Source organism: Acinetobacter sp. FDAARGOS_558 (genome assembly GCF_003937785.1).
GTDB classification, from domain to species: Bacteria; Pseudomonadota; Gammaproteobacteria; order Pseudomonadales; family Moraxellaceae; genus Acinetobacter; species Acinetobacter baumannii.
Genome location: NZ_RKJH01000001.1, coordinates 1736591 through 1748533, shown reverse-complemented (window position 1 = coordinate 1748533; position 11943 = coordinate 1736591). Strand labels below are relative to the sequence as shown.

Sequence of the window (11943 nt, the reverse complement as noted above, 5' to 3'; positions counted from 1 at the left end):
CTTTTATAAAAAATTTAATTACGCTTGGTTTGTAAAGTAATCTTCACTAAAGCCCATAATTAAGTCTGAACCTGCTTTGATTTTAGCAATACGTGCATCAATATCTGGCAAGATACGTTCAACAAAGTATTGAGCCAATGCAAGTTTGTTTTGGTAGAAATCACCAGACTTGTCTTTAGCAGCGGCAGCAATTTTTGCAAACATATAAGAGAAGCTGAGTAGACCCACTGCATGTAAGTAATCAACAGCAGCAGAGTTCGGGAACTCTACGTTCTCTGCAGCTTGCTCAATAATAAACTGAGTGATTGCTTCGATTTCAGTGGCAGCATCTAAAGTTGCATCTTTAATGAAGTTCAAGTCAGTGTCTAAGTCATTTGCAAAGTCACGAATTTCAGTGATGTATTCAGCAATGAATGCACCGCCACATTTAATGGTTTTACGACCAATTAAATCTTGAGATTGAACGCCGTTAGTTCCTTCGTAGATTTGAGCAATACGAAGATCACGGATACATTGTTCCATACCCCATTCACGAATATAACCGTGACCACCAAATACCATTTGAGCATCTAATGTCGCTTGGAAGGCTGTATCTGTGAGGTAAGCTTTTGCAATTGGGGTTAAAAGCGCAACACGGTCATTGGCTTTTTTCACGGCTTCTGCATCAGTTGAGAATTTAGTGATATCGAGCTGCTGGCCTACATAAACTGCAAAGGCACGAGAAGCTTCGTTGTTTGCACGTACGTTTAACAACATACGACGTACATCGCCGTGGACTAAAATGCTGTCAGCAGGTTTGCTTGGTGATTGAACACCAGCTGCACTACGACCTTGTAAACGGTCAGTCGCGTATTGAGCAGCATTTTGATATGCAAATTCAGATGCACCTAAACCTTGAATACCCATTGATAAACGTTCGTAGTTCATCATAACGAACATGGCAGCAAGGCCTTCGTTTTCTTTACCAACGAGGTAACCTTTTGCGCCATCAAAGTTCATCACACAAGTAGCAGATGCTTTGATACCCATTTTATGTTCAATTGAACCTGGGCCAACATGGTTACGTTCGCCTAAAGAACCATCTTCATTTACAAGGTATTTCGGTACGATAAATAACGAGATACCACGTGAACCAGCAGGAGCATCTGGAGTTTTAGCAAGTACTAAGTGAATGATGTTTTCTGCTAAATCGTTGTCACCGCCAGTGATGAAGATTTTAGTACCTGTAATATTATAAGTACCATCTTCATTGCGCTCGGCTTTAGTTTTGATAATACCTAAGTCAGTACCGGCATGTGGTTCAGTCAAACACATGGTACCTGACCATTCACCTGAATAAATCTTAGGTAAATACGTTTCTTTTTGTTCTTGAGATGCGTAGCTGCTTAAAGCCATACCTGCACCCACTGAAAGAAGCGGGTAGAGCATGAAAGATGGGTTAGTCGCGAATAACATTTCATCGGCAAGAACGGTAAGCATTTTTGGCATGCCTTGACCGCCCCATTCTTCATCTGCACCTAAGCCAATCCAACCACCTTCTGCATATTGACGAAATGCATCTTTAAAGCCAGCAGGAGTAAAGACTTCGCCGTTTTCGTAGCGAGCGCCTTCTTCATCACCAGTACGGTTTAATGGATGAGTCACGTTCTGAGCAAATTTAGCCATTTCTTCTAAAATTGCTTCAGCTGTTGCAGCATCTACATGAGCGAGTTTCTCATTAGCCTGCCAAAATTGTTCTGCTTTAAATACATCATTTAAGATGAATTTCATATCAGCTAAAGGAGCATTGTAAATTGGCATAATCGTTCACCTTTTTTGTGCACATCGGCCTGTGCTAGATATCCTGTAAAACGAAATGGATATTGAATTTAAAATCTAAATTTATCATTGATTTTATAAAAAAAGGACCGTCAAAACTGAGCAGTCCTTTTTTGGTTTTTAACATTGCATATCGCAACTAACTATGATTAGAAAGCGAAATGTTCAGCATCTAATGCCATCAATGGGTCTAAACCACCTGCGATAACATCTACATGAGAGCGTACACGCGGTAAAATTTTCTTGAAGTAGAAGCGAGCAGTAGTTACTTTCGCATTGTAGAAATCAACATCGGTTGTACCCGCAGCTAATTTCTCTTGTGCTACAAGCGCCATACGAGCCCATAGATAAGCTAAAGTAACGTAACCAGAGAAGTAGAGGTAATCTACAGCCGCTGCACCCACTTCATCCGGATTTTGCATTGCACGCATACCGATTTGCATAGTGAGGTCGCCCCATTCTTTGTTCAGCGCAGCAAGTGGCTCAACAAATTCTTTCATGGCAGCATTGTCTTTATTTGCTTCTACAAACTTGTGAACAATCTTAGTGAAATCACGAAGCATTGCACCTTGAGTTTGTAAAACTTTACGGCCTAACAAGTCCAGTGCCTGAATTTCAGTTGTACCTTCATACAAGCAAGCAATACGTGTATCACGTACGATTTGCTCCATGCCATGCTCAGAAATGAAGCCATGACCACCGAACACTTGAACACCGTGCTTAGCAGATTCAGAACCTGTTTCAGTTAAGAATGCTTTTGCAATTGGAGTTAATAAAGACAAGATGTTGTCAGCAAACTTACGCTCTTCTTCAGTTTCGCCTTTTTCAACGATATCTGCATATTGAGCAAGTAAGTACACAAGTGCACGACCACCTTCAGCAAACGCTTTTTGAGTTAAAAGCATGTTACGAACGGCAGGGTGAACGATAATTGGATCTGCTTCTTTTTCTGGAGCTTTAGGACCAGAAAGTGAACGCATAGCTAAACGTTCTTTCGCGTAAGTTAAAGCACCTTGGAAAGAAGACTCAGATGCAGATAAACCTTGAACCGCAGTGCCAATACGTGCTGTGTTCATGAAGGTGAACATACAGTTCAAACCACGGTTTTCAGGGCCAATTAAATAACCTTTTGCTTGGTCAAAGTTAATGACACAAGTCGCGTTACCGTGAATACCCATTTTGTGTTCGATTGAACCACAACGTACGGCATTACGTTCGCCTAGAGTTCCGTCTGCATTGACATTGAACTTAGGAACGATGAATAACGAAATCCCTTTAGTTCCTTTTGGTGCGCCTGGTAGACGAGCAAGAACGATATGGATAATGTTTTCAGCCATGTCGTGTTCACCAGCAGAGATAAAGATTTTCTCGCCAGAGATTGCATAGCTACCATCTGCATTTGGTTCTGCTTTAGTACGGATAATACCTAAGTCTGAACCTGCATGAGATTCAGTTAAACACATCGTACCTGTCCAAACACCTGAAACAAGGTTTGGTAAGTAAGTATTTTTTTGCTCTTCAGAACCGTGATGTTCTAATGTACGTACTGCACCGTGAGACAAACCAGGGTACATACCCCATGCCCAGTTAGAGCTACCTACCATTTCTGAAATTGCGATACCTAAAGAGTTAGGTAAGCCTTGACCACCGTATTGTTCTTCTGCTGATAAAGACGGGAAGCCAAGTTCGATGTATTTTTGATAAGCTTCTTTAAAGCCTGTTGGTGTAGTTACAACACCATCATTCCAAGTACAACCTTCACGGTCGCCAACTTGGTTTAAAGGAGAAAGTTCATTTTCACAGAAGTCTGCCGCAGCTTCTAAATATTGATCAACCAATTCACGGCTTACGTTACCTTGAAAGTCAGGTAATTTTGCATAGTGTTCTTCAGCATTTAATAATTCATGCAAAACGAATTGCATATCACGTAAGGGCGCTTTGTATTGTGGCATATCGGGTTCCTCAATACTGGTGAAACCAGAGTTATAATCCTAATCTACGATAATGTGCCATAAGGCACCTTGAACTATTACATCGTGCAACAACTTGCATAACTGTACAAGCACCTCGGGGCCTTTACTTTGTGACTGCAAAGTCAAGAAAAAAATACTTGAACTATGTAAGTGCTTTGAGTGTAAACACTTTTGATGAAGTTTAGATGAGACAAATAGTCAAAATCGTAAATAGTTATGTATAAACAAAAGGCGCCTTCTGGCGCCTTTTGTTTTACTGTTTTTAGAATTATTTTGCTTGAGACGCTACTGGAGCAGGGGCATTGACTGGTGGTTGAGGACGTTTTGGCTCAAAGCGGAGGTTACATGTACCTTCAAGTGTTTTATCTCCAACTTGAACATTGACAGTTTGTCCAACAGCTTTACCTTCACATGCTTTTTGAATTTGCTCAAAACGAGCTTTACGCTCTGCACGGTGTTGTTCCCATGCTGCTTTTTGTTCAGGCGTAAATTCACGGTGTTTCATACGATGGTGGTGACCATCACGTGGGCTATCTTGCATCATGCCATGTTCTGGCTTAGGTGGTTGAGTTGTTGATTGACAAGCAGCCAAACTACCCATAGTTACAATTGCTGCACTGAATAATGCAATTTTAGCCGTCATTTTCATGGTTAAAACCCTTTAATGTTTGTTTTAAGATGGCTTAAAGATTAGATAATAAAGATGAAGAAACAATGGAGAGTTTTTCTTTTCGTTGTTGGTTACAATGCAAAATATAGAGTAAAAATGAGAGAGTGCTTTTGAACGTTCTACGTGTTCCCATAGCCTTGCGGTTATTTTTAACGGTCTTGCTTACCACGCTGTTAATTGCAACTGCAAGTTTGAGTGTTCTGCACTGGACGATGCAAAAGAACTTTGCCAAATATGTAGCCGATGTTGAAATGCAAAAGCTAGATCGGCTCATTACTAATCTGGGAAATGTATATACCGTTTATCATGATTGGGGGAATGCGATTCAGGCGCAAATCTTACAAATTGAAGGAACGGCAGCACCAGATGATTATGACCGACTTTCCCAGTGGTGGTTACGCCGCCAATATGATATTGCCATTCAGCAGCATTCTTTCGATGAACACACTCTCATTAATATTTCTCCAGATGCGGGAACGGTAAATAAAAACTCTATTTTTAGTGATGAAGAACTACGTACACTTGAGCAAAACTTACCTTCGGAATATCAACCATTTGAAGGTTTAAGATTCCCGCTAAGTGCAAACCAGTTTCGTCCAAGCGATGATAAAAACAAATCAAAAAAAGGAAGCCTCAAAGACATTGAGACGCAAAATGGTAAGAAGCGTTTTATTGCTTTACCAGACCGGCTGGGCTTAAGTTCTCGTTTATCTTTATATGATGCCAAACACCAGTTCGTAGTGGGTGAACCGCCATCTTCGGATCAGATGTCTTATCGCCCGATTATGGTCAATAGTCAGGTCGTAGGTTATTTAGGTCTAAAACCAGTTTTAGATAAAGAAGATGCATTAAGTATTAATTTCTTCAGTAATCAAAAGCGCTATTTACTTTTAATTTATGCCTTAACATTACTGTCGAGTTTAGTTGCAGCACTTTTAATGGCAACTTATTTTAAAAAGCCAATTCAGCGTCTATTAAATGCAACAAATGAGTTAACAAAAGGTAATTATCAACACCAAGTTGTGATTAAACGAAATGATGAGTTAGGTGATTTATCTACTCAATTAAATCATTTAGCTGAAATTTTACATCAGCATGAAGAATCACGACGTCAATGGGTTGCAGATACCTCTCATGAATTGAAAACTCCATTGGCTGTTTTGCAAGCGCAGATTGAAGCGATGCAAGACGGTATCCGAAAGGCAACACCTGAACATCTTGATGCCATGATGCGACAAGTTTCGAGTTTAAAGAAATTGACACAAGATTTGGCAGACTTGGCTCAGGCTGATGCTCAACAACTTAAATGTTATTTGAGTTCGGTTAATCCTTGGGAAGTTATACTGCAAGAAGTCGAAAATTTCAGACCTAAACTCGAACAAGCAGGGTTAGAAATTGAGGTGGAAGGTGAAGGTGCTTCTTTATTGTTAGACCGCGATCGATTTAAACAAATTATTGTTAATTTGATTGGTAATAGTATTCGCTATACCGAAACAGGTGGAAAGATTCATATTCATACAAGTCAAACGCCTCAGGAGTGGACTTTATATGTTGATGACAGTCCATTTGGTTTAAGTGATGAGCAATTATCACGTTTAGGTGAACGTTTTTATCGTGTCGATGATTCGCGTACGCGTAGTACAGGTGGAACAGGACTAGGCTTAGCTTTATCTTGTAAAATTGCGCAGGCGCTTGGTGGTACACTCAGTTTTGAACACTCACCATTAGGTGGTTTACGTTGTGTACTGACCTTTAAAAAGCAGAGTTAAATAAAAGGAAAAATGGCCCATGAAACATATTATGTTGGTTGAGGATGAAGTCGAGTTAGCGCATCTGGTGCGTGATTATCTTGAGGCTGCTGGATTCGAAGTAAGCATGTTTCATGATGGTCAGGATGCTTACACGAGCTTTCAACAACGTAAACCTAATTTAATGATTCTGGACTTAATGGTTCCAAGAATGGATGGTTTAACGATTTGCCGTAAGGTACGTGAACAGTCAGATTTACCGATTATTATGGTGACGGCACGTACTGAAGAAATTGATCGTGTCTTGGGTCTAAACATGGGGGCAGATGATTATGTGTGCAAACCTTTTAGTCCAAAAGAACTGGTTGCTCGTGTGCAGGCCGTTTTACGCCGTTTAGAACGTAAGGCTGAGCCAGAGCAAAATGATTCTTTCCGTATTGATAAAGCACAGCAAAGAATTTGGTATCAACAAAAATCTTTAAGTTTAACGCCAACAGAATTTCGCCTACTTGAGTTATTTTTAGAACATGTGGGGCAAGTTTATTCACGTGCACAATTATTAGATCATATTAATCCGGACAGCTTTGATGTTGCCGACCGAGTTATTGATAGCCATATTAAAAACTTGCGTCGAAAAATCACGGAAGTGGCCGAAACTGGTAACCGTCATGAGTGGATTCAAGCTGTTTATGGAGTAGGTTATCGCTTCGAATATCCAGAAGAATAATTGCTTAGAAAAGTTATGCTGTGGATAACCACAATGTTATCCACAGAAAATGTGGATAAAAAATTAAGAAGAACAGCTCACCGCTACATCAGGTACATCGCTTGGTAACGGACCTAAATCTTCCGCTTTTTCCAAATCTGGTTGCCTTGTATAGGGATGGTTGAGTAGCTTGAATAAGCGGTCAACCTCACTAAAATCATCTCGTTCCGCTGCCTCAATAGCTCGCTGTGCCATATGGTTACGTAAGATATAAATTGGATTTACCTGCTGCATGTTTGCATCAAGCTCATCAATATCTTGATATTCACGGATGTTTTGATACTGCGTAAGGAATGCATCAAATTGTCGAATATCAAGGCAGTCATCACGTAAGGCTTTGTATTCTTTATTTTGAAGGCGAATGAAGCTTTGGGTGTAATCGAGCTGCTCCGCTTGCAGAATACGCAAAAAGCTTAAGCCGCATTCAGTACTGTCTTTATGAAAATGAGGAAGCCCCATTTTTTGACATAACCCAGTGGTGTAATGCTCAATAAAAGTCGGCTCAAATTCTTCTAGGCAAGCGGCCAGCGCTTCTTTGAACTGTTCTTTATGCTCAGGTTCGGCAAGTGGAATAAGATTATTTAACCAAGTCCATAAGTTCCAGTGCGCAATACTCGGCTGGTTTTGATAGGTGTAACGCCCTTGGTAATCGGAATGGTTGTTAATCCAATTTGGTCGGAAACGTTCCATAAAACCGTATGGACCAAAATCGAGTGTAGAACCCGTAATATTTAAGTTATCGGTATTCATCACACCATGAGCAAAACCGACCAGCTGCCATTTGGCGATCATAATGGCTGTATTTCTAATCACAGCTTTAGCAAAAGCTAAAATAGGTTGCTCTTCTTGTTGACATTCTGGATAGTGCCATTCAATACATTTTTGAGTGAACTCGGCCAATAGCTCAGGTGCATATTGATTGATCCATTCAAAATGGCCTAAACGGATATGACATTCAGATGTTCTAAGTAACATTGCGCCAAGTTCTAGCTTTTCACGCTGTACACCTTGAGTGGAGCTTGTAAAACCTACTGCGTGACTAGAAGCCACCCCTAAAGCATTTAAAGCATGTCCTGCTAAATATTCACGAATAACAGAGCGTAAAACTGCTCGCCCATCTCCCATACGCGAATAGGGCGTAGGGCCTGCACCTTTTAAATGTAAATCTATGGTTTGGCCTTTTTTATTAAGAATCTGCGCAATGAGTAAGCCACGTCCGTCGCCTAGTTGACCGGCCCATTGTCCAAACTGATGGCCTGCATACACCATAGCCAAAGGCGGGAATTCCGAGAAGGTACGCTGACCACTGCAAATTTCTACCCAAGCCTGTTTTTCTTCATCTGTCCATTGTAACTCTTCGGCTAAAGCTAAATTAAAGTGTCCAGCCTTTGCACCACGAAGCGGAGAAGGTTGCTGGATATGAAAAAGCTTAGGATTGAGCGATGAATAAAGCGGATTAAATTGCATAGGCTGGACTAAATATTTGAGGCAAAATTCACTATACCATAGTTAAAAACAAGCCAAAAAAATAGCACCTGCAAAGTATGGCTCTACAGGTGCTATTTCGGGATAAACACGTATTAGTCTGGTACGACGTTTGTGTTCTTTTTAATGTTACGCATTAAAGTTTCTAAACACTCACGGTGATGACTCAAACGATGTTCAAGCAATTGGAAATCAACTTTTAACTTGTGATCCATTTTGTGAATCTTTTCAGCCATTGCTGCTTTCTTTGCTTGTAACTCTTGTTCTTTGAGTTTCGCCCAGTCATTTAAAGTATGTGTAAATGCTTCATACTCTTGAGCAATACGTTGCTTCATTTGACTAATGTCGGCATTTACATCATGACCATAAATAGCCAAGTCTTGTTCAGCATATTTAAACTTCATTGCCAATTCTGCTTTTTTAATATTAAAGCTTGGAATACGACGTAGGTTCTTTGCTAAACCAATCTTAGAGCATGTCCAGATTAGCCATTTTGTTGGATCATATTGCCACCATTTCACACCATTACGATAGTCGTACTGGAAAATATGGTGATAGTTGTGGTAACCCTCACCCCAAGTTGCAATCGCTAACCAGAAGTTATCGCGTGCTGAGTTTTCATCGGTATAAGGGCGTTTACCGAACATGTGGCAAAGTGAGTTGATGAAGAATGTAACTTGATGGCTAATGATTAAACGTAATAGACCACCAAGAAGTACAACACCCCATAAATCGCCAGTTGCCCAGCCAACCAAACCTAAAATACCAACGTGAACCGCTACGACCATCAAGGCGTAGTATTTATGTTGGAACATCACCAGTTTGTCATTGAGTAAGTCTGGTGCATTTTTAAAATCTGGTTCAGATGGAGAATGATCGCGGATCATCCAACCCATATGGGCATACCAAAAGCCACGTTCAATTGAATATGGATCTTCATCTACATCGTCGACATGACGGTGATGGGTACGGTGACCAGATGCCCAAAACAGAATACTGTTTTGTACAGCAAATGTGCCGCCAATCATTAAAAGAATTTTAAGTGGTAACGACGCTTCATAAGCACGATGTGCCCAAAGACGATGGTAACCAGCAGTAATCCCCATGCTACTTAAAGCTAAAAGAAAAAATAAGCTTACCCATGCGCTTACACTAAAATCATAATAATACGCATAAATCGGGATTATGATTGCAGCAAGAATTGGTAAACCAATTAAGGTAATGCTAGCGGTCCAGTTAATTGGGGCCTTGAGTGGGGCGGAAGTCATATCCGGCAGCGCTCCTAGAAACCTTGTCATACAAGGTAAAAAGACAAATCGACATAGCAAAACCAATCTTCAAGATATATTGCTATTTTGCACATCATATTAGCACGTGCTTAGTGAGAATCACTAGCATTATTGTACAGATGTATTGAAAGAACCGTAACAGAATTAAACCATGCCTGACAACATTTCAGATAGGAGAAGTTGTGTAATGAAAATACAGCGATTGAGAAAAAAGAATAGCATTGATATTGCAAGTAAATTGCCATTGAAATGTCTTTTCATCGCAATCAGCCTTGTATTGGCAGCATGTCAAAGCACGCCGCAACCAAATAATCACAAAGGCCAAGTAAAACCAACACATCGTGTACAAACGCCAGTTGTGAAAAAGAAAGTGAGTCCAGATGGTGTTCAAGATATAGATTGGCAAATTACCCAGATAAATGGTCATAAGGCAAAATTCTTTAACCAGTGGCCGACTCTTTCATTGAACTCTACAGTCAAAACAGTAACTGGTCATACAGGATGTAATCGTGTTTTTGGACGATATACTTTTGATTTCAGCCAAAAGAAACTTGATATGGAAGTTAACGCAGGTCATTCGAGTTGTGATGGCGCGTTGGCTCAAGAAGCAGAATTGGTCGATTCTTTACAACGTATTAAACGCTTCCAGTTGGTAGGTAATACCTTATATCTACTTGATCAAAGCGGTCAGCGTTTGATTCAGGCCGAGAAAAAATAAAAGGTGGTCAGTACCACCTTTTTTATATTTAAAGAGCTTCAAGCATTGTGGTTGGAATATCTGTAATTAAGCCCTGAATATCTAAATCCCGTAGTCTTTTTGCTCTTTCTACATCGTTCACTGTCCAGACACTAATGTTCAAACCAGCTTGATGCGACAATTGAATCATTTCATCTGTTGCAAGTTGATCATGCCAGCCAATATGACAGCACCCATATTGATGAGCAAGTTCAATCGCCGTTGCTCCAACCGGAAGTTCAACTAACAATCCGCGTTTAAATTGAGAGTTGATATCACGTAAAGCGGTTAGAATTTGAAGATCAAAACTTGTGATGGTTACGACTTTCTCGAAACCTTGTAACTCAGTCTCAAGCTTTTGAACTAACTTTTCTGCTAATGCCATATCTCTTACAGCTTTAACTTCAACTTCAATATGATCAAAGTTATCAAGTAAATTTAAAACGCCTGTAAGAGTAGGGGTTGGTTCAGAGGTTGGCCAGTTAGGCCAATTTTGACGATGATCAAATGTTAATGCTTGAGCCAATGTTGATTGCTCTACAATTTGGTCGACACCTGCCGTGCGCAAAAAACTATTATCATGAATGACGACCAACTCTTGATCTTGCAGCTGACGAATATCAAATTCGACACCACGAATACCTAAATTTTTAATGTGCTGAAAACCACCTAATGTATTTTCAGGAGCTTCTCGGCGTGCACCACGATGACCAATAATGCGCATAGATTTCTATTGTCCGTTCTTTTTGATAATGATCTCTTTAAACGTAGAGATCTTTCTTAACTTAATCTATTTTTAAATCATCTCATTAATATTTTTTTGCCAAAGGACTTCTTGTCCACCTTCAGCACGCTGTAAAGCACGCGATGCGACAAATAACCAGTCAGATAGACGATTTAAAAGTTGAAGGGCAGTGGCTTGAATATTTTGATCGCGAGTTTGTACTGACATGAGCGATCGCTCTGCACGACGACAAACGGCACGGGCTTGATGGGCATAACTGCAAGATAAAGAACCAGATGGCAGAATAAATTCTTTTAGCATAGGCAAATCTTCATTCATACGGTCAATTTCTTTTTCAAGAAATTCAATACAAACGGGCTGAAGCAAATTGTAATTTGGAATACAAACTTCGCCGCCTAAGTCAAAAAGCCAGTGTTGAATCAGACTCAAGCTTTTGTCCCAATCAGCTTTATTAGCCACTTGGCTATCTGTGATTTGAGCACGAAGTACCCCAATAATGGCGTTTAGTTCATCAACATCACCCAGTGCCGCAATTCTTAGATCATCTTTAGCAACACGAGAGCCATCGCCTAAACCTGTGGTACCTGAATCGCCTGTGCGTGTATAGATTTTGCTTAAACGGTGTCCCATGATAGATATCCTGAACATAAAAAAGGGATAATGTCGGTCAGAACATTACCCCGAAACTGGAGTTAAGAAAATATTTTTATAAT

The 11943-nt window shown here is 40.2% G+C and carries 10 protein-coding genes; 3 read left to right on the top strand and 7 right to left on the bottom strand.

Annotated elements, in window-relative coordinates; all coding sequences use genetic code 11:
- Nucleotides 1–18: 18 nt before the first annotated feature.
- From EGT34_RS08340 to EGT34_RS08330, 3 genes are all read right to left on the bottom strand, one after another.
- On the bottom strand, nt 19–1800 hold the full coding sequence (locus EGT34_RS08340; protein ID WP_001123429.1) for an acyl-CoA dehydrogenase C-terminal domain-containing protein: 1782 nt from the start codon (nt 1798–1800) through the stop codon (nt 19–21).
- 167 nt (nt 1801–1967) lie between these two features.
- On the bottom strand, nt 1968–3770 hold the full coding sequence (locus EGT34_RS08335) for an acyl-CoA dehydrogenase C-terminal domain-containing protein (protein ID WP_001136744.1): 1803 nt from the start codon (nt 3768–3770) through the stop codon (nt 1968–1970).
- Between the two features lie 289 nt (nt 3771–4059).
- A complete protein-coding gene (locus tag EGT34_RS08330) occupies nt 4060–4440 on the bottom strand; it encodes a hypothetical protein (RefSeq protein WP_000784274.1) in 381 nt (126 codons plus the stop codon).
- 131 nt (nt 4441–4571) lie between these two features.
- Here EGT34_RS08330 and baeS point away from each other — a divergent pair, with 131 nt between their 5' ends.
- Both baeS and EGT34_RS08320 read left to right on the top strand, forming a co-directional pair.
- Nucleotides 4572–6230, top strand: a complete 1659-nt coding sequence (gene baeS / locus EGT34_RS08325; RefSeq protein WP_005119692.1) for a sensor histidine kinase efflux regulator BaeS — start codon at nt 4572–4574, stop codon at nt 6228–6230.
- A gap of 19 nt (nt 6231–6249) precedes the next feature.
- On the top strand, nt 6250–6936 hold the full coding sequence (locus tag EGT34_RS08320; RefSeq protein ID WP_000680577.1) for a response regulator: 687 nt from the start codon (nt 6250–6252) through the stop codon (nt 6934–6936).
- Nucleotides 6937–6999: 63 nt separating this feature from the next.
- Here EGT34_RS08320 and EGT34_RS08315 read toward each other — a convergent pair whose 3' ends face one another.
- Together EGT34_RS08315 and EGT34_RS08310 are read right to left on the bottom strand one after the other, a co-directional pair.
- Complete coding sequence (locus EGT34_RS08315; RefSeq protein ID WP_024437253.1) at nt 7000–8442, bottom strand: protein adenylyltransferase SelO; 1443 nt, start codon at nt 8440–8442, stop codon at nt 7000–7002.
- A gap of 113 nt (nt 8443–8555) precedes the next feature.
- Entirely contained in the window at nt 8556–9728 is a 1173-nt protein-coding gene (locus tag EGT34_RS08310) for an acyl-CoA desaturase (RefSeq protein ID WP_000199593.1), read from the bottom strand.
- 208 nt (nt 9729–9936) lie between these two features.
- Here EGT34_RS08310 and EGT34_RS08305 point away from each other — a divergent pair, with 208 nt between their 5' ends.
- Nucleotides 9937–10467, top strand: a complete 531-nt coding sequence (locus tag EGT34_RS08305) for an META domain-containing protein (protein ID WP_000701698.1) — start codon at nt 9937–9939, stop codon at nt 10465–10467.
- Between the two features lie 28 nt (nt 10468–10495).
- On the opposite strand, the gene EGT34_RS08300 is transcribed toward EGT34_RS08305, so the two are convergent.
- Both EGT34_RS08300 and EGT34_RS08295 read right to left on the bottom strand, forming a co-directional pair.
- A complete protein-coding gene (locus tag EGT34_RS08300) occupies nt 10496–11209 on the bottom strand; it encodes a glycerophosphodiester phosphodiesterase (protein ID WP_001220120.1) in 714 nt (237 codons plus the stop codon).
- Between the two features lie 72 nt (nt 11210–11281).
- Nucleotides 11282–11860 carry a cob(I)yrinic acid a,c-diamide adenosyltransferase gene (locus tag EGT34_RS08295; RefSeq protein WP_000509981.1) on the bottom strand — a complete coding sequence of 193 codons (579 nt, stop codon included), beginning with the start codon at nt 11858–11860 and terminating at the stop codon, nt 11282–11284.
- Between the last annotated feature and the right edge of the window lie 83 nt (nt 11861–11943).

What these genes read in the sequence shown, in the direction of transcription:
- EGT34_RS08340 (WP_001123429.1), bottom strand. Translation starts at nt 1,800, where the DNA reads ATGCCAATTTACAATGCTCCTTTAGCTGATATGAAATTCATCTTAAAT.
- EGT34_RS08335 (WP_001136744.1), bottom strand. Translation starts at nt 3,770, where the DNA reads ATGCCACAATACAAAGCGCCCTTACGTGATATGCAATTCGTTTTGCAT.
- EGT34_RS08330 (WP_000784274.1), bottom strand. Translation starts at nt 4,440, where the DNA reads ATGAAAATGACGGCTAAAATTGCATTATTCAGTGCAGCAATTGTAACT.
- EGT34_RS08320 (WP_000680577.1), top strand. Translation starts at nt 6,250, where the DNA reads ATGAAACATATTATGTTGGTTGAGGATGAAGTCGAGTTAGCGCATCTG.
- EGT34_RS08315 (WP_024437253.1), bottom strand. Translation starts at nt 8,442, where the DNA reads ATGCAATTTAATCCGCTTTATTCATCGCTCAATCCTAAGCTTTTTCAT.
- EGT34_RS08310 (WP_000199593.1), bottom strand. Translation starts at nt 9,728, where the DNA reads ATGACTTCCGCCCCACTCAAGGCCCCAATTAACTGGACCGCTAGCATT.
- EGT34_RS08305 (WP_000701698.1), top strand. Translation starts at nt 9,937, where the DNA reads ATGAAAATACAGCGATTGAGAAAAAAGAATAGCATTGATATTGCAAGT.
- EGT34_RS08300 (WP_001220120.1), bottom strand. Translation starts at nt 11,209, where the DNA reads ATGCGCATTATTGGTCATCGTGGTGCACGCCGAGAAGCTCCTGAAAAT.
- EGT34_RS08295 (WP_000509981.1), bottom strand. Translation starts at nt 11,860, where the DNA reads ATGGGACACCGTTTAAGCAAAATCTATACACGCACAGGCGATTCAGGT.